The following is a 21,236-nucleotide window of genomic DNA, read 5'->3' on the forward strand; positions in this document are numbered from 1 at the left end:
CCATAGAAATTATGCGCGTGGCGGGCGCGGATACGGATGTTGCCCTGCCAAGCTATGAAACCGCAGGGGCCGCAGGCGCAGACATCCGCGCCAATTTTCCGGATGGTGTTGGCATCACACTGGCTGCTGGCACCCGTGCTTTGGTGCCTACAGGCCTAAGTATGGCGATCCCGCAAGGGTTCGAAGTGCAGGTGCGTCCGCGGTCCGGTCTTGCGCTGAAACATGGCATTGCTTTGGTCAACAGCCCCGGCACAATCGACGCGGATTACCGGGGCCCTGTTGGTATCATTTTACTGAACACCGGATCGGAACCCTTCCATGTGGCCCACGGCGACCGCATTGCGCAAATTGTTGTGGCCCCCGTCGTTCAGGCTATCTTCGATGTGGTCGATGCTTTGGACGATACGGATCGCGGGGCGGGCGGTTTTGGATCGACGGGGCGCGGCTGATGGTTCTGGTATTTGGATTGGCGGCTTTGCTGTGGGGCATGGGCCGCATTATGGGTGCGCCGAACACCGCGCGGTGGGCCATGATTGGTCTGCTCTATATTGCCGTGCTGTCATTGCATGTGGTTTTGGATGATGGCCATCCGCTGCGCATGGCAACAGGCGAAAGTGGGGCCTTCTGGCTGATTTTGGGGGGTGCGGGCCTGCTGGTCTATGCGTATCGGTGGGTTTTGAAAAACCTGCGCGGACGGGCGCAACAGAAAGAGGCGCAAAATACGCCAGCGCCGAAACCCGGCACCTTTACCGAGACAGAATTGAACCGGTACGCCCGCCATATTGTTTTGCGCGAATTGGGTGGTCCGGGCCAAAAGGCACTGAAGCAAGCCAAGGTTCTGGTGGTCGGTGCCGGCGGGTTGGGCGCGCCTGTTCTGCAATATTTGGCGGCGGCTGGTGTGGGCACAATCGGTGTGATTGACGACGATGTTGTCGACAACGCCAACCTGCAACGTCAGGTCATTCACCGCGATGAGGATATTGGCAAACCAAAGGTCTTTTCGGCCGAAGCTGCGATGATTGCCCAAAATCCCTATGTTGTGGTCAAACCCTATAATCGCCGCCTTACGCAGGATCTCGCGCCGGAATTGATTGCGGAATATGATCTGGTGATTGATGGGTGCGACAATTTCGAGACACGGTATCTGGTGAACGCTGTTTGTGTTGCGGCCAAAGTACCACTGGTGTCTGGGGCTTTGACGCAATGGGAAGGCCAGATCAGCGTCTTCGATCCGGCCAATGATGCGCCCTGTTACCAATGTGTCTTCCCGCAAGCCCCCTCTGCGGATCTTGCCCCCAATTGTTCTGTTGCGGGGGTTGTAGGCCCACTGCCCGGTGTGGTGGGATCAATGATGGCAATAGAAGCTGTGAAACTGATCGCAGGGGCTGGGGCCGTTTTGCGGGGTGAGCTGTTGATCTACGACGCGCTTTACGGCGAAAGCCGCAAGATCGGGATCAAACCACGGTCTGATTGTCCGGTTTGCGGGTCCTCAGAGTCGATGTGATCAAGTCGGCGGTGCCTTGCCCCCAATCGGCATAAATTGCGGGACCTGGGTGAAATCCGTCTGACGCCATGGTTGTCGCATCCAGTACCGACTGGACGGGCACATAATGCAGGGTCGCGTCGGTGTCACATCGTGCACGTTGGGCCAGATCGAACCGCATGGCCTGACGTCCCAGCACCCACCGCAATGGATTTGGCAGCAGCGGAAAATCGGACATGGGTGGTACGCCCGTTATCCAGAAATGTTCGATGTCGTGCCGGTCCCGCAGCGCTTGCGCCAGCTTGTGCTGATCCCGCAGCCAGCGCCGCAGGGACGTTCCCGACGTAATGTCGTTGACGCCCAAGGCCTGCACGGCCACATCGAACTGAATGTCCGGAAGATCGTCCAGACTTTGCAAAACCCCTGACGTGGTCACACCGGTTTTGGCGTGCAAGTGCCACGTCACGCTGTGTGTTTGGGCCAGTGTCTGGGTCAGATGGCCCGCCAATGCCGCGTCCTGATGGTCCACGCCGACGCCTGCGGCTGAACTGTCGCCGATGATCAGAACGGACAGGGCTGGACCTTGCCCCATAGTGCCGCTGCGCGGTCCCTCAGGTTCGGGCAACCGCAACGTACGCGCTTGCAAAAACAGCCCCTGCGCCACCAGAACAGGCAACAAAACGGCGCGGGCGATTATCTCGAATACGAAGGGCATTGGCGTTGTTCTTTCATACACACAGACCTAGGTTGCATATCAAAGGAGACCTGCATGACCAATCCATTGCTTTCCACATGGGACACGCCCTTTGGCATTGCCCCATTCAACCTGATTTCCGATGACGATTTCGCGCCCGCACTGGACACGGCCTTGGCGTCTCATATGGGTGAGATCGACGCGATTACCAGTACCGTTGACGCGCCGTCATTCTCTAACACGGTCGAGGCATTGGAGGCGGCGGGGGCCCAGCTTGAGTGTGTGTTGGGTCCATTTTTCGCGATGGCTGGTGCTGACAGCAACCCCCAACGCGAGGCCTTGCAGCGTGACTTTTCGCCCAAACTTGCGGCGCATTTTTCCGAGATTTCCGCAAATTCTGCTTTGTTTTCGCGTGTTGCAGCCGTTTGGGACGCCCGTGACAGCCTTGACCTGACAGATGAACAACAGCGCGTTCTTATGTTGACGCATCGCGGTTTTGTGCGGTCGGGTGCGGCACTGACTGGGGCGGACGAGCAGCGCATGAAAGAGATCAAGGCGCGGCTGGCAGTGCTTGGCACACAGTTCACGCAGAACCTTTTGGCGGATGAACGCGACTGGTATCTGGAACTGGGTGAGGGTGACATGGCGGGTCTGCCGGACTTTGCCGTGGCCGCTGCACACGCCGCGGGGCAGGAAAAGGGAGTGGATGGCCCGATTGTGACATTGTCGCGATCCGTCATCGTGCCGTTCCTGCAGTTTTCGACACGTCGTGATTTGCGCGAACAAGCCTACAAAGCGTGGGTTGCGCGTGGGGCAAATGGGGGTGACACGGACAACCGTGCCATCGCCGCAGAAACGCTGTCGTTGCGTGAAGAACGTGCACAACTTTTGGGCTATTCCAACTTCGCGCAGTACAAGTTGGAAACCGAAATGGCCAAGACACCAGATGCGGTGCGCAAATTGCTGAGTGACGTTTGGGAACCTGCCAAAGCCCAAGCCAATGCAGACGCGTGGGTTTTGGGACAAATGATGCGGGACGATGGCGTGAATGGCGATCTGGAGCCATGGGACTGGCGCTTTTATGCAGAACGCCGCCGCAAAGATTTGCATGATCTGGATGAGGCGGAAGTGAAGCCATATTTCCAATTGGATCGCATGATCGAGGCGTCATTTGATTGTGCGTCGAAGTTGTTTGGACTGTCGTTCAAGCCATTGGATGTGCCTTTGTACCACGACGATTGCCGCGCTTGGGACGTGACGCGTGACGGCGAACATGTGGCTGTGTTTATTGGCGACTATTTCGCACGTGGATCGAAACGGTCGGGCGCGTGGTGTTCTGCGATGCGTGCACAGGCGAAGTACCCGCAGGCGCAAACGCCCGTTGTTATCAACGTGTGCAACTTCGCCAAAGGTGATCCGGCCCTGTTGTCTTATGACGATGCACGCACGTTGTTTCACGAATTTGGCCATGCGCTGCATCAGATGTTGTCGGATGTGACGTATGAAAGTGTGTCAGGCACATCTGTGGCGCGTGACTTTGTTGAATTGCCCAGCCAGCTTTATGAACACTGGTTGGAGGTTCCCGAAGTTTTGGCTGAATTTGCAACCCACGCCAAAACTGGCCAACCCATGCCCCGCACCCTGTTGGAGAAGGTATTGGGGGCCGCGACATATGACATGGGCTTTTCGACTGTTGAATATGTGGCGTCGGCGATGGTTGATCTGGAATTCCACGATGGGTCGGCGCCCGCCGATCCAATGGCCCGCCAAGCCGAGATACTGACGCAAATGGGTATGCCCCATGCCATTGCCATGCGACACGCGACACCACAGTTTGCGCATGTGTTTTCGGGTGATGGATATTCATCGGGCTATTACAGCTACATGTGGTCAGAAGTTATGGACGCGGATGCGTTTGCATCTTTCGAGGAAGCCGGCGGCGCGTTTGATACAGAGCGCGCAAAAGCCCTGGAAGAGCACATTTTATCCAAGGGCGGCAGCCTCGATGCCGCCGAACTTTACGTCGCATTTCGTGGGCGTCTGCCGGGGGTTGAGGCGCTTTTGAAAGGCCGTGGCTTAGCGGCGTAAAGGGGTGGGGGGCTTTGCCCCCGCGCTTTTTCAGGAAAAGGACATTGGGGTTCAATACCCCAGTGAACGGTCCACAACATGCAGCAGTGGATCACCGCGTTCGCAGCGGCTGATGTTTTCTGCAATTGTCAGCGCCGAGTATTTGGGGCGCGTTTCAGATGCGATATGCGGCGTGACCAACACGTTGCGTTGTGTCCAGTACGGATGATCTTTGGGCAGCGGTTCTTGTCGGAAGACATCCAAAACGGCATGCCCAATGTGGCCGGAATCCAGCGCCTGTAACAGCGCGTCGTCGTCGATCAAAGGTCCACGGCCAGGATTTATGATACACGCGTTTTTTGGCATTATGGCCAAGGTTTGCGCATTTAGCGTGTTGGTCGTCGCGGCGGTATCGGGCAGCAAAAGCACACAGATATCGGCACGTTCAAGTGCTTGTGTCAGACCGTTGGCCCCAGACAGGCACGTGATGCCGTCGATGTCTTTCTGGCTACGTGACCAGCCGGTAACGTTGAAACCGACCTGCGCAAGTTGCGTGGCGCAGGCAGCCCCCAATTCACCAAGCCCCAATACGGTAACGCGTCGGTCCCAGGTGAGGGGCGGCGGCACAGGATCCCACGTGCCGGGGCTTGCGTGAATATGGGCGTCCATTCCAAGGTGAAACCGCATCGCATGCCCCAACACCCATTCGACCATACCTTGCGTCAATCCGGGATCAACCATGCGCGTGAGCGGAATCTTGAGTGTTTCGTTGCCCACGATGCCTTCGACGCCTGCCCAAAGGTTCATCACTGCTTTGGCGCGGGTGAAGGGCGTGAAGTCTTTGAGATCCGAGTTCGGCGCATAGACAATATAATCTACGTCTTGGGGCGCTATGTCGGGGCTGATATGTGCTGACACGCCTGCATCCGCTAAGGCCGTTTTTAAGGGTGCTTCGTAAGCGGGCCAGCGTTCAGGGCGTGCGGCGAACAGGATGTTTATCATAGATTTGAAGACCTTGGACGGTGGATATGTGCGCTTTGGACCAACCCGAATGCCACCATAAGAACCAACATGGCGGAACCGCCATAGCTGACCAAGGGCAGCGGCACGCCAACGACGGGTGCCATGCCCATCACCATCGACATGTTGACGGCAAAGAACAAAAAGAAGTTCAAAGCGATGCCCAGGATCAGCAACGAAGAAAAGCGGTCGCGGTTGGCGATGGCGGACGAGATGCAGAAAACGATGATGAGGAAATAGAGGCTCAGAAGCGAAATTGCCCCGATAAACCCGAATTCTTCGGCCAACGTCGTAAAGATGAAATCGGTGTGTTTTTCAGGCAGGAAGTTCAGCCGCGATTGTGTGCCTTGCATAAAACCCCGCCCTGAAATGCCCCCCGACCCAAGCGCGATCTTGGACTGGGTGATATGGTAGCCCGCGCCAAGGGGGTCTTGGCTGGGATCCAGAAACGTGTCGATGCGGCGGTACTGGTAGTTGTTCAGCAGTTGCCAAGACTGTCCACGCGACTGAAAAACTGCAGCAATCAACCCGATGCCTGCGGCAATAACGGCCGCGAAATAAGCCCAATGCACACCGGCCAGAAACATCAACCCGCCACCGGCTGCCAGCAGCAGAATGGATGTGCCAAGATCAGGTTGCTGGATAACAAGGGCTGTCGGCAACAAGATGATCACAATCGGCACCAAAACCCACAGCGGTTTCGACTTTTTCTTGGCTGGAAGCCAGTCGTAGTAGGCCGCCAAAAACATCACCAAAGTGATCTTCATCAATTCCGAAGGTTGCAAGCGCATGAACCCCAAGTCGATCCAACGCTGCGCCCCCATGCCGACAGAGCCGAAAAATTCGACCCCAAGCAGCAGCATTACCGACACGCCGTAAGCAAATCCTGCGACGCTGCGCCAAAACCAGATTGGCACCATGCCGATCAGCACCATCAGGACAAGACCCATGGCAAAACGCTTCATCTGTGGCTCTGCCCATGGGCTGTAGCTGCCGCCCGCGACAGAGTAGAGCATCAGGAACCCGACGCCTGCGACGGCCACCAGCAAGATTGTCAAAGGCCAGTTCAGGAACAGTATTTTGCGCGGTCCCGTGGGGACTGATTTAACGGAATACTCAAGATAACTCATGCTTGGTCGCTTCCATCAAAGGCAGCCGTCGGGCGCATTTTACGCAGTTTCTTTTGCTGTGCGCCGATGCGTCCACGGTCTTTGGACGGGTAGGCCGACAAAGGCGGGGGACCGCCATATAATGCTTGTAACGTGATGTCGCGCGCAATCGGTGCCGCGGCTTTTGATCCGCCGCCGCCGTGCTCCACTACAACGGCTACAGCGTATTTGGGGTTGTCGGCTGGTGCGAAATCCACAAACAACGCGTGGTCACGCCGTTCCCATGGCAAGTCCGAGTTGCGGATGACACCGCGTGCACGTTCGGCGGCCGAGATGTTGCGCACTTGGCTGGTGCCGGTTTTGCCAGCCATCCGCATACCATCGGCGATAATGCGACTGCCGTAGGCCGTGCCGCGCCGGTCATTGACCACTGCAAACATGGCGCGGCGCATCTTGCGCAAGTTGTCATCGTCCAAAGGCAAAGGGCGGCCTGCGCCTGAGGGTTGTTCCACCCCGTCGATGGATTTCACAAGCCGCGGTTCGACACTGCGCCCGGTGGCCAGTCGGGCGGTCATGACGGCCAACTGCAAGGGCGACGACAGCATGTATCCCTGCCCGATGGATGCGTTGACTGTGTCCCCGATCACCCAGTCTTTGCCGTGCGTTGTGGCTTTCCATGCTTTGGTGGGCGTCAACCCGCGCGCGACCGCAGACATAGGCACATCATGGCGCACGCCAAGCCCGAAGATGTTGGCCATGGCTGAAATCTTTTCAATCCCGACTTTCAGCGCCAGATCGTAGTAGTAGACGTCGCAGGATTGCTTAAGCGAATTTTCCAAATTCACACTTCCGTGGCCTGCGCGTTTCCAGCAGTGAAACTTGCGATCCGCAACCTCAAGGTGGCCGGGGCAGCGCACTGTGTCTTCGGGCTCGATCAACCCTTCTTCCAGTGCGGCCATTGCCGTCATCATTTTAAAGGTCGATCCCGGGGGATAGGTGCCTTGCACTGTTTTGGATGCCAGCGGGCGGTATTTGTTTTCGGTCAATGCACTGTAGTCGGCCACCGAGATGCCGCGCACAAACAGGTTCGGATCATAGGTGGGCGCAGATGCAATGGCGACCAGATCACCGGTTTCACAGTCAATCACCACGGCGCTAGCGCTTTCTTCCGAAAGTCTGGCTTGCACGTAATTTTGCAATTCTGCATCGACGCTAAGCTGAATGTCTGATCCGGGGCGGCCTTCGCGGCGGCCCAGTTCGCGCATTTCACGACCGGCGGCGTTCACTTCGACCTGCCGTGTGCCTGCGGCACCGCGAAGTGCCGTTTCAACCTTGGCCTCGACGCCTACTTTTCCGATTTGAAAGCGCGGAATGCGCAACAATTCATCCGGATCATCAAGGCGGCTTAGATCGTAGTCGCTGACGGGGCCAACATACCCCAGAACATGTGCAAAATCAGAGCCCAAAGGATAAACACGGCTAAGTCCGATTTCAGGGGCGACACCGGGCAGGGCAGGTGCGTTCACCGACACGCGGCTTAGGTCGTCCCAATCCACATCGTCAGCGACCGTGACCGGGTGGAATGGTGCGCTGCGTTTTATTTCGGTCAGTGCGCGTTCCAGCACCTCTGCGTCCAGCTCCATCACTGTGGCCAGCTTGGTCAGGACTTTTTCCACATCCCCCGCATCCTCGCGCACGATCTTGATTTGGTAGGTCGGGATGTTTTGTGCCAACTGCACGCCGTTGCGGTCAAAGACTTCGCCACGCGCGGGGGGGATCAGTTTGAATTTGATGCGGTTTTCTTCAGCCAACAGGCGGAACTGGTCGGCTTGATTGACTTGCAAGTGACGCATACGCGCGGCCAAACCGCCCATAAACACCAGCTGAACGCCCCCCAAAATGGCAGCGCGGCGGGAAATCAGGCGGTGGTTTGCCTCTATGTCGGCGCGCGTGCGCTTCATGCCCTGTCCCCCAATGTGTCCAGATCACCGGGATTGGATTTGCGCACTCCCATAAACGCATGCGTCACCCCAGCAATCACCGGATAGATCAGAATGGTAAAGCCCATCTGCATCAATGCCAGCCCAAAGCCCGGCATTTCAACCAACAATATCGAGAGGATCAGCCGATAGGCCAATGTCACGCCCAGAATCATGCCCGCCACAGTCAGCCATTCAACGGGAAAGCCGGTGACGCGCAGACTGCCAATTTGGGCTTTGAGGCTTTCACACGCCAAAAGCATCAAAAAAGCCCAAAGACCGGGGGGACGTTGTAGAAGCAGATCGGCCATCAAAAAGACAACAGCCAACAGCAGCACGGGCACATATTCAGGGCGTCGCACGGTCCACGCAAAGGCAAACCCCATCAGCAAGTCCGGCATGACCCATCGTGCAGGCAGCGTGTCCAAAGGCAGAAGATGAAGAAAAATTATGCCAAAGGACAGGACTGTAAAATACAATCCCATAACCCACCGACGCGATACGGACAGTTCATTCACTGGCTGTGCCCTCTACCTGTTCGGTTAAGGTCAGGGGTGCCACGACCCCCGCACTGTCGCGCACCGGTTCGCTGCCGTAGCTGCGCAGCACGCGCAAAAATTCAAGCCGCTCATAATCAGCAGCCAGTCTGACACGCAAGCGCCCGCCCGGATCGGCAGCGACTTGACCTATCAGCAATCCGGCGGGGAAAACCCCACCATCTCCAGAACTGACAACGCGGTCGCCGGGGCGGATCAAGTCGGGGTTCTCAAGGAAGTCGATCGGGGGGGCGGCGGTGTTGTCGCCGGCCACAATGACGCGCTGGCCAGAGGGCTGCACGATGGCGGGAATACGGCTTGAGGCATCCGTTAGCAAAATGACGCGGCTGGTGTTCTGGGCGACACCTGAAATGCGCCCCACCAAACCGATCCCGTCCATGGTGGCCCACCCATCAACCAAACCGTCACGCACGCCCACATTCAGCAACACAGACTGTCGGAACGGCGATCCTGAATCCGCCAATACGACACCCGTCACAAACGTCAGTCTTGGATCAAGACGGACGTTGTTCAGATCCAGCAGGCGCGCGTTTTCCTGTTCCAGCTGCAAAGCCGCTTCTTTCCACGACTGCATTTTACGCAATTCGCGGCGCAATTCCTGATTCTGTTCTGCAATGCGTTGGTAGCTTTGGAAATCGCGCAGCAAGTTGACGGTGCCTGTGACGGGGGCCATCGCCCAGTCAAAGTTCGGCACGATACGGTCCGTGACATGCAAACGAAACCGTTCCACACGCGGGCTGTCGATACGCCAAACCAAAAATATAGCAATCAGAACAAGCGATAAGACGACAAAAAGCAACCGCCGCAACGGACCTGCATAGTCGTAGTTGTTTGATCTATCCTTGGCCAATGCGGGGGTGTCCTGCTTGGGGTAGGGGCTTGGGAAGGCTTAGAAAACTAGGCCTGTTCCCTCAACTATCATAGTCGATGGCGTGGCGCAGTTGTTTTTCATACTCCAGCGCTTTGCCGGTGCCCAAAGCCACGCAGTTCAGGGATTCGTCCGCAATCGACACGGCCAATCCGGTTTGTTCGCGCAGCGCCAAATCCAGATCACCCAGCAATGCCCCACCACCGGTCAGCATCACGCCACGGTCCACGATGTCTGCGGCCAAATCGGGGGGCGTGGTTTCCAGAGCGGTCATCACCGCTTCGCAAATTTGCTGCACGGGTTCAGCCAGCGCTTCGGCGATTTGCGCCTGAGTGACTTCGATTTCCTTGGGCACGCCATTTAGCAGGTCGCGTCCGCGAATTTGCATAGAGGTGCCGCGCCCGTCGTCCGGCATGCGCGCCGTGCCGATGCTGGTTTTGATGCGCTCGGCTGTGGTCTCGCCCACAAGCAGGTTCTGCTGGCGGCGCAAATAGCTGATGATGGCTTCGTCCATACGGTCGCCACCCACACGCACAGAGCGCGCATAAACGATGTCGCCCAGCGACAGCACCGCAACTTCGGTGGTCCCGCCGCCGATGTCCACAACCATGTTGCCTGTGGGGTCAGTGATGGGCATGCCCGCACCGATGGCCGCGGCAATGGGTTCCGCAATCAGGCCAGCGCGGCGCGCACCTGCTGACAAAACTGACTGGCGAATGGCGCGTTTTTCTACCGGTGTGGCGCCGTGCGGTACGCACACGATAATCTTGGGCTTGGAAAAGGTAGATCGTTTGTGCACTTTGCGGATGAAGTGCTTGATCATTTCCTCGGCGGTGTCAAAATCCGCAATCACGCCTTCGCGCATGGGCCGGATGGCTTCGATTGATCCGGGTGTGCGGCCCAGCATCAACTTGGCGTCTTCGCCGACAGCCAGAACTTTTTTCACACCGTCTTTGATGTGGTAGGCCACCACAGAAGGTTCGGATAAAACCACGCCTTTGCCTTTGACATAGACAAGTGTGTTTGCGGTGCCGAGGTCAATCGCCATATCCGACGAAAAGAGCCCACCCAATTTATCAAAGATCGCCATCCGCGCCTGCCTTGCCAAAAACCCATTCCGCCTGCGAGTCGGGACCAGCAAGCCGAGCGACTTATAGGCCGTGACGGCTTTAGACGAAAGGGGGGTGGCGCGGGGAATTGTCCCGATATTCGGCGCATTTCCGCTAGATCGCTGCAGTTGCCATGTTAGGGTTGATCAATACGGCAAATGATAGGGGGCGTTATGCGCAAAATTCAGGTGTTGGGTGTTCACCACATAACGATCATGGGGGCGGACAGGCAGACTTCGATTGATTTTTGGGAAGGTCTGTTGGGAATGCCTTTTATTTTCGACCAACCCAATCTGGACGATCCCGATGAAGGCCACTTGTATTTTGATCCCGGTGACGGTCGGTTGATCACCATTTTCACCAATGAAGATCGCACTGCAGATCGGGGGCGCACCCCGACGGATGCCGGATGTGTGCATCATCTGGCGTTTGAAGTGGACAGGGCGATGTTCAGCCAGGTGCCTGGACGCCTAGACGCGCGGGGTATTGGCCATTCCGGTGTGAAAGATCGTGGGTTTATGGATTCCATCTATTTCAAGGACCCGCTTGGGCTTTTGATTGAACTTGCCTGTTACAAATTCATTCCGCCGCGTGGATCAAGCCATGCTGAAGTGATGCTGGAGGCGCATAAACTGCGCGTAGCGGCAGGGGATGCCGCCATTGGCGAAGTCCATTTGGCAGATGCGGTTGAGTTGATCGTAGAACGCTCGCAAACCTCGTTAAGTGCTGACAGAACTGCCAAGCATCCATACTGATCCGGTCTAAGTGCGCGGCTTTTTACGGGGTGCTTTTTTCGTTTGACGGATTTTGTATTTTTTGATTATACAAATTGTATTGGAGAATCCCGAATGACCAAAAATAAGAAAATACACTGCGGCGAAGACCTCAAAGCGCGTATTCTGACCCAGGATATTGCGCCGGGCACGGACCTTGATGAAGCGCGCCTTGCGGAAGAATATGGCATTTCACGCACCCCGTTGCGCGAAATTCTACACCGTTTGGCGGGGGGCGGTTTTGTGCGTCTGGAAGAAAATCGCGGCGCCAAAGTTGAATCCATGGACCTTGCAACGCTGCGGGTGTTTTTCCAAACGGCCCCGTTGATCTATTGCGCGATTGCGCGTCAGGCGGCGGAAAATCGAACAAGCCGCCAGATTGCGGCACTAAAGGACATTCAGGTCGCGTTTGCAGCAGCCACCAGAGCCCGCGACGTGTCGCAGTCAGCGCTTTTGAATCATCAGTTTCATGAGCAGATTGGCGAAATGGCGCAAAATCCGTATCTTTTTGCCGGTCTCAAGCGGATGTTGATCGACCACACGCGCCTGAGCCAGACATTTTTCAACCCGCAGTCGTCCTCGGATGCGGCCCGCGTGGACAAGGCTATCGCCCAACACGATGCAATGATTGCAGCCATTGAAGCCGGACAAGCCGACGTCGCCATCGACCTGACACTGCAGCATTGGGATCTGTCACGCGACCAGCTTGAAAAATATGTCCGGCCCGACCCGCTTCCCCTTGATGTGATTTCAATGAAAGACCGCCGCAATGCAATTTGAAGGTATTTATACGCCACTGGTGACCCCCTATCACGACGACTTTTCGCTTAACGAAAAGGCGCTCGCCCAGACCGTAGAACATCTGATTGCCGCGGGTGTCCACGGGATCATTGTCGCGGGGTCTACTGGCGAATACTACGCCCAGACCGAAGAAGAACGCGTCTGGATGATGAACCACTGCGCAAAGTTGATCGGTGGACGTGTTCCAATGATTGTGGGCACCGGTGCCATTCGCACAGAGGACAGTATCCTCTATGCCCAAGAGGCCAAGAAAGCCGGTGCAGATGCGCTTTTGATTGCGACACCACCCTATGCCTATCCCACGGGCCGCGAGATTGCATTGCACGCGTTGGCGATTGATCGTGCCGCTAATCTGCCCGCGATGCTTTATAATTATCCAGGCCGTATGTCTGTGAACATGGACGAAGAAACGCTGGACCGCCTTGGCCGTTCGCCAAACTTTTGCGCCATCAAGGAAAGCAGCGGCGACATCAACCGTGTTCACATGCTGGCGCGCGATTACCCCCATATCGCACTGTCTTGCGGGATGGACGATCAGGCGCTCGAGTTTTTTGCATGGGGCGCGCGGTCGTGGGTCTGTGCGGGATCAAACTTTGCCCCCGAGGCACATATCGCACTTTATCAAGCCTGCGCCGTTGAGGGGGATTTTACCAAAGGACGCGCCATTATGTCGGCCATGCTGCCGCTGATGGGGGTTCTCGAACAAGGCGGTAAGTTTGTGCAGTGTATCAAGTACGGCCTCACATTGCGCGGCATAGATGCCGGTCCACCCCGTCGGCCATTGCAACCCCTGAACAAGGACGACAAACGCCAGTTGGCAGATGTCATCCGCACCATGAACACGGCAGTGTCTGCCATCACGGGAGAAGTTATATGAGCGACCTTTTAACACAGGCCGAATACCAAGCCATCGCAGCTGATCTGGATTTTCCCCGTACCGCATTCATCGACGGCAAATACCGCGCCGGATCGGGCAGTGTATTCGCCACCGTGAACCCCGTGACAGGCGATCCACTGGCCGAGATTTCGGGGTGCAATGCAGACGACGTTGACTTTGCCGTCAGCAAAGCCCGCGACGCGTTCGAACAGGGCCACTGGTCCAAGATGCACCCATCGGACCGCAAGGATGTGTTGATCAAACTGTGCAAATTGATCACCCGCAACCGCCGCGAACTGGCGGTGATGGAAAGCCTCGATAGCGGCAAGCCGATCCTTGACTGCGAAACCATTGATGTGCCTGAAACCATCCATTGTATCAAATGGCACGCGGAGGCCGTGGATAAGATTTACGACCAGACCAGCCCGACGGGCGACGATGCAATTTCTATGATTGTACGTGAACCGATTGGTGTGGTGGGGGCCGTTTTGCCGTGGAATTTCCCTTTGATGATGCTGGCTTGGAAGATTGGCCCCGCACTGGCGGCGGGTTGTTCCGTGATCGTCAAACCTGCGGAACAGACATCGCTGACCGCGCTGCGCGTCGCCGAACTTGCCCATGAGGCAGGCATTCCGCGCGGTGTGTTGCAGGTCTTGCCCGGTGACGGCCCGTCTGTGGGCGAACCGCTGGGTTTGCACATGGATGTTGATATGGTCAGCTTTACCGGTTCGACCGAAACCGGAAAGCGGTTCTTGCGTTATGCGGCGGACAGCAATCTCAAAAAGATCGTGCTGGAATGTGGCGGCAAGAACCCTGCCGTGGTGTTTGATGATGCCGAAAACCTCGATCATGTGGCGGGCCATGTGGTCAATGCGGCGTTCTGGAATGCGGGCCAGAACTGTTCTGCGACCTCGCGGCTGATCGTGCATACGGCAGTCAAAGCGCCCCTGATGGAAAAGATCAAAGCGCGTCTGCGTGATTGGAAAGTAGGCGATCCGCTTGATCCGAACACGCATATCGGCGCGTTGATTGATGCAGAACACTGCAAAAAGGTGCGCAGTTTCCTTGACAAGAACGATCAGGGCGAGGGCCCGTTCGTGGCCCCCGTGATTTACCATGTGAAGACAGGCGACGCCAAAGCCAGCGACGAAATTTTTGGCCCGGTCCTGTCCGTTATCGAAGTGGCCAGCAACGACGAAGCCATCGCCGTGGCCAATGACACAGACTACGGTCTTGCCGCGTCTGTCTTCACGGCAAACACACGCCGTGCCATTCGTGCGGCCCGCGATATTCGCGCAGGCACAGTGACCGTCAACTGCTACGGCGAAGGCGATATTGCGACCCCGTTCGGCGGTTACAAGCAATCGGGGTTTGGTGGGCGCGACAACGGTGTGCACGCCCATGACCAGTTTACGGAACTTAAAACGATCTGGATCGACCTCACCGATCCGCAAAGCGGAGATAACGTCGGATGAGCGTCGAAGCTGTCGGAACCACACGTCGCGGACGCGGTGCACGCAAAGCAGTGCGCCAAAAGCGTGACATCAATATGCTACCGGCCCTCAAACGCGGTATCCCCCTGACAGAACCGATGTCGCCTGAACAGGTGGTGCGGATCGACAATGCCTCAATGGATATTCTGGAAAACGTGGGCGTGGTGTTTCGCGATGATATTGCGCTGGCGGATTGGAAAAGGGCGGGTGCGGATGTGCGCGGTGAACGCGTGCACCTTGATCGGGGCCTCGTGCGTGAATTGATCAGCTCGATCCCGTCATCGTTCACCTATCACGCCCGCAATCCCGAAAAGAACCTGCCGTTTGGCAACGACCATTCGATTTTTGTGCCAATGACAGGCGCGCCGTTCCTGCGCGATCTCGAAGACAAGCGACGCAATCCGACGCTGGATGATTTGGCGAATTTCCATAAGCTTAGCCATATGCTGCCCGCGATCCATTCGTCTGCGCACCATATTGTCGAACCTTACGATCATCCGATCAGCCAGCGGCATTTGCGTATCACTTACAGTTCGATGAAACACAGCGACAAGACGTTCATGGGCATGACAACAAGTCCCAAAAACGCCGAGGATGTGATGGACATGTGTGCCATTTTGTTTGGTCGCGATTTCATGATGACCCATCCGGTCGTGACAGGCAATTGTAACGGCAATTCACCTCTGGTTTGGGACGAAACCATGCTTGGGGCCTTGCGGGCGTTTGCGAAATATAACCAACCTATCCTGTGTTCGCCCTTTGTATTGGGCGGGGCCAACACGCCAGCGTCCACCGCAGCCACGGTCGCGCAACTTAATGCCGAAGCATTATCCGCGCTGGCCTATACGCAGGTCGTTCGAAAAGGGACGCCTGCAATTTATGGCCACTACCTTGCCACTGTGTCGATGAAGTCGGGTGCGCCTATGGCTGGCACGCCGGAAATCAGCCTGATGAATATGATGATCGGTCAGATGGCACGCCACTATGATGTGCCATGGCGGACCTCTAACACGCTTGGGGGTGCCAAGACCTTTGATGCACAAGCCGGCTATGAAAGTGCAACCACGTTGATGGCTGTTCTTATGTCCGGGGCCAACTACATTTGGCATTCCGCAGGCTGGAACGAGGCAGGGATGCACTGTTCGATGGCCAAGTTTGTCGTGGATGCAGAGCAATGCGCCATGGGCCATCGCATGGCATCCGGCATCAAATGGGATGATTTTGATCAGGCGCTTGCAGCCGTGGCTGATGTTGGGCCGGGCGGGCATTATCTGGGCCACCCCCACACGCTTGAGAAATTCCAAGACGCGTTTTTCATGCCAGAAATGTTTGACAACAATTCCATTGAGCAATGGCAAGCGGATGGGGCAGTCGAGATCAATGAACGTGCGTTGAAACGTGTTCACGACTTGTTGGGCGAATACGAAGAACCCAAGCTTGATGAAGGCGTCAACGAAGAACTGCTGGACTACATCGCACGCCGTGAACGCGAGATCCCAGCCGCCGACTCCCTGAACCAAGATCTGTGACATGAGCCGCATCAACGTCAGCAGATTGCCCATCGATCCGGGCCCCGCCGCATGGAACGCGTTGCTGCCCGATGCGGCACCCGCGCAAAGCGTCGATGGCAACGAAACGGCAGATTGGATCATAATCGGTGCCGGATTTGCAGGGCTGGCTGCCGCGCGACGGCTATCACAGCTGTGTCCTACAGACCGCATTGTGGTGCTTGAGGCAAAGCGTGTGGCCGAGGGACCGGCGGGCCGGAATTCAGGCTTCATGATAGACCTGCCACATGATTTGTCGTCAGCAGATTATGGCGGGGCCTTGGATCATGATATCTCGCTGACCGCTGACAACCGGCACGCTATCGATTTTGCGTCCGAAATGGCGCGCGACTTTGGTTTGGGTCCGGATGCTTTTGTCCGCAGCGGCAAAATCAATGCCGCGGCAACGGAGAAAGGCTGCAGACACAATCGTGAATACGCAGGGCATCTTTCCGCGATGGGTGAAGCCCACGAGATGCTGGATGCCGATGCGATGGCCGATATGACAGGCACGCGTTACTATCAAAGTGGGCTTTACACAGCGGGCACCGCGATCATCCAGCCTGCGGCGTTTGTGCGTGGCGTGGCGCGGGGGCTTGTGTCCAACAGAGTGCAGATTTTCGAAAACAGTCCGGTGACAACGCTTGAACGGAACGGCAATTGGACGGCCACAACGCCATCAGGGTCCGTGACCGCGCCCAAAGTTATTCTGGCCGTGAACGGGCATCTCAACAGCTTCGGGTTTATGGAAAACCAACTGATGCATGTGTTTACCTATGCGTCGATGACGCGGGTGCTCACCGCACAAGAAGCGGCGACTTTGGGCGGTCACGCTATTTGGGGTGTCACACCTGCGGACCCGATGGGAAGCACGGTGCGGCGCATCCAAACGGCCCAAGGTCCGCGCATCGTTGTGCGCAACCGCTTTACCTATGACCCGACTATGGAGGTGGGCGAGCAGCGTATCCGGTCTGTTGGCCGTGATCACGATGCAGCGTTCAAGGCGCGCTTCGGGATGCTGGATGGTGTGGAGATGGAATATCGCTGGGGCGGGCGGCTGTGCCTCAGCCGCAACAATGTCAGCGTTGTGCGCGAAGTGGACACTGGCCTATACGCTGCGTGCTGCCAGAACGGGCTGGGCACAACACGCGGGACTTTGTCGGGGATACTTGCGGCAGAGCTTGCCACAAACACGCCTTCGGACCGGTTAAGCCGCGCTTTGGATGCAGATCCGCCATCAGTTCTGCCACCACCGTTTTTGACCAAAATCGGCGCCAAAGCCGTTTTGAAATGGCAAGAACGAAAAGCTGGGCTTGAGCTTTAGAACGGAAGCGTAAAAGCGCACGGTTAAGGGCGGGTCTTGTCCTTGGTGCGCCCGCGATGCCCGTAAGGGGTTTCACCGTAGCGCGACTTGAAATGGCGCGAAAAGACGCTGTCGGAATTGAACCCTGCGGCCATGGCGACTTCCATGACACTGAGATCCGTTTCCATCAACAGTGTTCGCGCCCTTTCCAAGCGAATGTTGCGGTAGGTCTGGGCAGGGGCTTCGTCCAGCAGTTGTTTGAACTGGCGTTCCATTTGACGGCGCGAAATGCCGGCGCTGCGGGCCAGATCCTCAAGATGCAAAGGGTTTTCGATGTTTTCATACATCGCCCGCAATGCCGCCAGCACGCGGGGGTTTCTGGAACTGATGGCTTTGGCAATGGAAGACCGCTGTTCACTGCGTTTGGAAATGTCCGGCCCGTTCAGGCACATGTCCGACACGGCGATGGCAAAGTCTTCGCCGTAGTCCTCTGCGATGACCGAAATCATCATTTCGGTGGCAGCTGCCCCCCCGCCACAGGTCAAAAGGGTCCCGTCACGCTCGAACCTGTGACTGGAGGGGACAAGCTGTGGAAAGGTTTCAATGAAACCGGGCTGGTTTTCCCAGTGCAAAGTAAACTGTTTGCCATCCAACAAGCCTGCACGCGCCAATGTGGCAGCCCCCGTGCAAATGCCGCCTGCGTGACCACCAAACCGCACATGGTGGCGCAGGTGCGACAGCACAGAAGCCGACGCAACTTTGGTGCCATTGTTGCCAGAACACGCGAAAAGATATGCCTCTGGGGGAAGATCACGCAGCGCCGCGTGTACGCTGATGTCGATACCGGAGGACGACGACACAGGTGCGCCGTCTTCAGACAAAACAAGCCAGCCGTATAGCGGCTTTTGTGCCAGTTGATTGGCAATGCGCAACGGATCCAAAGCGGCACTAAACGCCAATAAAGTAAATTGCGGAAGCAACAAGAACCCGAACCACCGCGTGTCGCGGGGGGCTTTGACGGGATAGCTGAACGCGCCCGCTGGCACGAGATCGGGGCGATTTGAGGGGCTGAATACGCCGGTGTTCACCAGTTTGCGTCCTTAAAACCTTGGGGTCTTCATACCCGAATTTGATCGCATATGCGCCCTTTGTCTACAGCCGTCAGCGCATTGTCTTTGGCTTGATCCGTTGCGGCGAAAGGTCGAACAATGCAAAACGCGACGTACAGCACCTCAGCCGCACGGCGCGACGCAAAAAGCGCCCGCTTGTAGAGGAAGCAGGCGCTTTGTTTCTGTCTTGATGTTGTTTGCGTGTTTTACGCTTGGTGTGCTTTCAGTTCCAACCGGCGCTTGTGCAATGTTGGTTCTGTATAGCCTGACGGATCTTTTGTTCCGCCAAACACCAGATCACAGGCCGCCTGATAGGCAATACCATCAAACGAAGGCGCCATGTTGGTGTAGCTGGCGTCGCCACTGTTTTGGCGGTCCACAATGGCGGCCATTTTTTGCATGATGGCATTCACATCGGCCTTCGAGATCACGTCATGGTGCAACCAGTTGGCGATGTGTTGGGCGGAAATCCGGCACGTTGCGCGGTCTTCCATAAGACCAACGTCATTGGCGTCCGGCACTTTGGAACAGCCGACGCCCTGATCAATCCAGCGCACCACGTAGCCAAGAATGCCTTGCGCGTTGTTTTCCACCTCGCGGGCGATCTGGTCTTTGGACCATTTGCGATACGTCGCTGTTGGAATGTCCAGAAGCGCGTCCACATAGGCGCGGCGTCCGCCTTTGGCCAAACCGGCCTGAACCGCAAAAACAGCCACACGGTGATAATGCAGGGCGTGCAACGTCGCGGCCGTGGGGCTTGGCACCCAAGCACAGTTTGCGCCGGATTTTGGATGATCAATCTTGGCTTCCAACATGGCGGCCATATGGTCGGGAACCGCCCACATGCCTTTGCCAATCTGCGCTTTGCCAGACAGACCACATTCCAGACCGATGTCGACGTTCTGGTTTTCATATGCACCGATCCATCCTTTGCGCTTGATGAAATCCTTGCGGCTGAAAGGGCCGGCTTCCATAGAGGTGTGGATTTCGTCGCCGGTCCGGTCAAGGAAACCGGTGTTGATGAAACACACGCGATGTTTGGCGGCGCGGATACATTCCTTGAGGTTCACAGACGTGCGGCGTTCTTCGTCCATGATGCCCAGCTTGACGGTGTTTTGTGGCAGGCCAAGGATGCTTTCGACGCGGGTGAAGATCTCGTCTGCGAAAGCCACTTCTTCGGGGCCGTGCATCTTGGGTTTAACCACGTAGACCGATCCGGTTTGCGTGTTGCGCATCCCGTCTGTCTTCTTCAGGTCGTGCATCGCCAGCGTGGTGGTGATCAGCGCATCCATCAGACCTTCGAAGATTTCGTTGCCGTCTTTGTCCAGAACGGCCGGGTTTGTCATCAAGTGACCCACGTTGCGTACCAGCAGCAAAGCGCGGCCTTTCAACGTCAGGTCGGACCCGTCCGGCGCATTGTAAACGCGGTCTGCGTTTAGGCTGCGGGTGACGGATTTGCCGCCTTTCTCGAAGGTGTCGGAGAGGTCGCCACGCATCAGGCCCATCCAGTTGCTGTAGGCCAGAACCTTGTCTTCGGCATCAACGCAAGCGACTGAATCTTCACAGTCGATGATGGCAGACACAGCGGATTCCATCACCACGTCGGCCAGACCGGAGGCAGAGGTTTTTCCAATCGGGTGGTCACGATCAAACACCAGCACCACATGCAAATTGTTGTTGCGCAAAACCACAGCCGTGGGGGCGTCTGCAGGGCCTTCAAAGCCCACAAATTTTTCAGGAGCCACCAAAGGACCACCATCCACCATCAAAGCGCCATCCACAACCGTGTAGCTGGAGGCTTGGCCGTGGCTTGTGTCTTTTACTGTGAATGCATCATCCAAAAAGACGGCTGCACGGGCCACAACACGCGCCCCGCGCCCGTCATCGAAGGGACCAGGCGCAGGTGATGTGCCCATCGCATCCGTTCCGTAAAACCCGTCATACAAGCTGCCCCAGCGCGCGTTCGCCGCGTTCAGAACAAACCGCGCATTCGTCACTGGCACAACAAGTTGTGCGCCTGCGACGGATGCAATTTCAGGGTCGACGTTGGATGTTTCGATGGAGAAATCACCACCCTCGGGCAGCAAATACCCGATTTCTTGTAAAAACGCTTTGTAAGACGCCGCATCATGCGGGCTGTCTTTATGGCAACGGTGCCACATATCGATCTGGGCTTGCAGCGCCTCGCGTTTGGCCAGAAGGGCACGGTTCTTTGGCCCGAATGTATTCGCCAAATCCGACAACCCGTTCCAGAATGTCTCTGAACTGATGCCAGTACCTTCCAAAGCTTGGCTTTCGATGAAATTTGCCAAAATCTCGTCAACCTGGATTTCGCTTTTCGTCAGGTAGTTAGGTGCAACTTGGTCTGCCATGATTCCTCACAAAGTGTTTTGCCTGCGCCTTGGTAGGTGTTTGACGGGTGATCTTCAATCCGTAGTCACGGCAGG

The 21,236-nt window shown here is 56.7% G+C and carries 18 protein-coding genes; 9 read left to right on the top strand and 9 right to left on the bottom strand.

Annotated features, from left to right (window positions below; genetic code table 11):
* Nucleotides 1-11: 11 nt before the first annotated feature.
* Together dut and ASD8599_RS19025 are read left to right on the top strand one after the other, a co-directional pair.
* Nucleotides 12-449 carry a dUTP diphosphatase gene (gene dut, locus ASD8599_RS19020; protein ID WP_108830400.1) on the top strand — a complete coding sequence of 146 codons (438 nt, stop codon included), beginning with the start codon at nt 12-14 and terminating at the stop codon, nt 447-449.
* Entirely contained in the window at nt 449-1,504 is a 1,056-nt protein-coding gene (locus tag ASD8599_RS19025; protein ID WP_108830356.1) for a HesA/MoeB/ThiF family protein, read from the top strand. Before dut ends, ASD8599_RS19025 begins: the two co-directional genes overlap by 1 nt.
* Here ASD8599_RS19025 and ASD8599_RS19030 read toward each other — a convergent pair.
* Nucleotides 1,455-2,198: an SGNH/GDSL hydrolase family protein gene (locus ASD8599_RS19030; protein WP_108830357.1), complete on the bottom strand. Its 744-nt coding sequence runs from the start codon at nt 2,196-2,198 to the stop codon at nt 1,455-1,457. The genes ASD8599_RS19025 and ASD8599_RS19030 overlap by 50 nt on opposite strands.
* Before the next feature lie 54 nt (nt 2,199-2,252).
* Here ASD8599_RS19030 and ASD8599_RS19035 point away from each other — a divergent pair, with 54 nt between their 5' ends.
* Nucleotides 2,253-4,265, top strand: coding sequence for a M3 family metallopeptidase (locus tag ASD8599_RS19035; protein WP_108830358.1), 2,013 nt, complete (start codon nt 2,253-2,255; stop codon nt 4,263-4,265).
* 51 nt (nt 4,266-4,316) lie between these two features.
* Here ASD8599_RS19035 and ASD8599_RS19040 read toward each other — a convergent pair whose 3' ends face one another.
* The 6 genes from ASD8599_RS19040 to ASD8599_RS19065 all read right to left on the bottom strand — a co-directional run bounded on the left by ASD8599_RS19040 (nt 4,317) and on the right by ASD8599_RS19065 (nt 10,867).
* On the bottom strand, nt 4,317-5,246 hold the full coding sequence (locus ASD8599_RS19040; protein ID WP_108830359.1) for a 2-hydroxyacid dehydrogenase: 930 nt from the start codon (nt 5,244-5,246) through the stop codon (nt 4,317-4,319).
* A complete protein-coding gene (gene rodA, locus ASD8599_RS19045) occupies nt 5,243-6,394 on the bottom strand; it encodes a rod shape-determining protein RodA (RefSeq protein ID WP_108830360.1) in 1,152 nt (383 codons plus the stop codon). The genes ASD8599_RS19040 and rodA overlap by 4 nt, the downstream gene beginning before the upstream one ends.
* Nucleotides 6,391-8,334 (bottom strand): penicillin-binding protein 2, encoded by a 1,944-nt coding sequence (gene mrdA, locus ASD8599_RS19050; protein ID WP_108830361.1) that lies wholly within the window; start codon nt 8,332-8,334, stop codon nt 6,391-6,393. Before mrdA ends, rodA begins: the two co-directional genes overlap by 4 nt.
* Entirely contained in the window at nt 8,331-8,870 is a 540-nt protein-coding gene (locus ASD8599_RS19055; protein ID WP_108830362.1) for a rod shape-determining protein MreD, read from the bottom strand. The genes mrdA and ASD8599_RS19055 overlap by 4 nt, the downstream gene beginning before the upstream one ends.
* On the bottom strand, nt 8,863-9,759 hold the full coding sequence (gene mreC, locus ASD8599_RS19060; RefSeq protein ID WP_108830363.1) for a rod shape-determining protein MreC: 897 nt from the start codon (nt 9,757-9,759) through the stop codon (nt 8,863-8,865). The genes ASD8599_RS19055 and mreC overlap by 8 nt, the downstream gene beginning before the upstream one ends.
* Before the next feature lie 61 nt (nt 9,760-9,820).
* A complete protein-coding gene (locus ASD8599_RS19065) occupies nt 9,821-10,867 on the bottom strand; it encodes a rod shape-determining protein (RefSeq protein ID WP_108830364.1) in 1,047 nt (348 codons plus the stop codon).
* Between the two features lie 192 nt (nt 10,868-11,059).
* On the opposite strand from ASD8599_RS19065, the gene ASD8599_RS19070 reads away from it, so the two are divergent.
* From ASD8599_RS19070 to ASD8599_RS19095, 6 genes are all read left to right on the top strand, one after another.
* Complete coding sequence (locus ASD8599_RS19070; RefSeq protein ID WP_108830365.1) at nt 11,060-11,641, top strand: VOC family protein; 582 nt, start codon at nt 11,060-11,062, stop codon at nt 11,639-11,641.
* A gap of 93 nt (nt 11,642-11,734) precedes the next feature.
* On the top strand, nt 11,735-12,439 hold the full coding sequence (locus tag ASD8599_RS19075) for a GntR family transcriptional regulator (protein ID WP_108830366.1): 705 nt from the start codon (nt 11,735-11,737) through the stop codon (nt 12,437-12,439).
* Nucleotides 12,429-13,337 carry a dihydrodipicolinate synthase family protein gene (locus ASD8599_RS19080; RefSeq protein ID WP_108830367.1) on the top strand — a complete coding sequence of 303 codons (909 nt, stop codon included), beginning with the start codon at nt 12,429-12,431 and terminating at the stop codon, nt 13,335-13,337. The genes ASD8599_RS19075 and ASD8599_RS19080 overlap by 11 nt, the downstream gene beginning before the upstream one ends.
* Complete coding sequence (locus ASD8599_RS19085; RefSeq protein WP_108830368.1) at nt 13,334-14,812, top strand: aldehyde dehydrogenase; 1,479 nt, start codon at nt 13,334-13,336, stop codon at nt 14,810-14,812. The genes ASD8599_RS19080 and ASD8599_RS19085 overlap by 4 nt, the downstream gene beginning before the upstream one ends.
* Nucleotides 14,809-16,359, top strand: coding sequence for a trimethylamine methyltransferase family protein (locus ASD8599_RS19090; RefSeq protein ID WP_108830369.1), 1,551 nt, complete (start codon nt 14,809-14,811; stop codon nt 16,357-16,359). The genes ASD8599_RS19085 and ASD8599_RS19090 overlap by 4 nt, the downstream gene beginning before the upstream one ends.
* A gap of 1 nt (nt 16,360) precedes the next feature.
* Nucleotides 16,361-17,701 (top strand): NAD(P)/FAD-dependent oxidoreductase, encoded by a 1,341-nt coding sequence (locus ASD8599_RS19095; RefSeq protein WP_181364568.1) that lies wholly within the window; start codon nt 16,361-16,363, stop codon nt 17,699-17,701.
* Between the two features lie 23 nt (nt 17,702-17,724).
* Here the strand turns inward: ASD8599_RS19095 and ASD8599_RS19100 are convergent, their stop codons facing one another.
* Together ASD8599_RS19100 and ASD8599_RS19105 are read right to left on the bottom strand one after the other, a co-directional pair.
* Nucleotides 17,725-18,768, bottom strand: coding sequence for a GlxA family transcriptional regulator (locus ASD8599_RS19100; RefSeq protein ID WP_245926165.1), 1,044 nt, complete (start codon nt 18,766-18,768; stop codon nt 17,725-17,727).
* A gap of 227 nt (nt 18,769-18,995) precedes the next feature.
* The gene (locus ASD8599_RS19105; protein ID WP_108830370.1) at nt 18,996-21,161 is read right to left on the bottom strand and encodes a malate synthase G; all 2,166 of its coding nucleotides are present in this window, start codon (nt 21,159-21,161) and stop codon (nt 18,996-18,998) included.
* Between the last annotated feature and the right edge of the window lie 75 nt (nt 21,162-21,236).

This window comes from Ascidiaceihabitans donghaensis (genome assembly GCF_900302465.1).
Taxonomy (GTDB): domain Bacteria; phylum Pseudomonadota; class Alphaproteobacteria; order Rhodobacterales; family Rhodobacteraceae; genus Ascidiaceihabitans; species Ascidiaceihabitans donghaensis.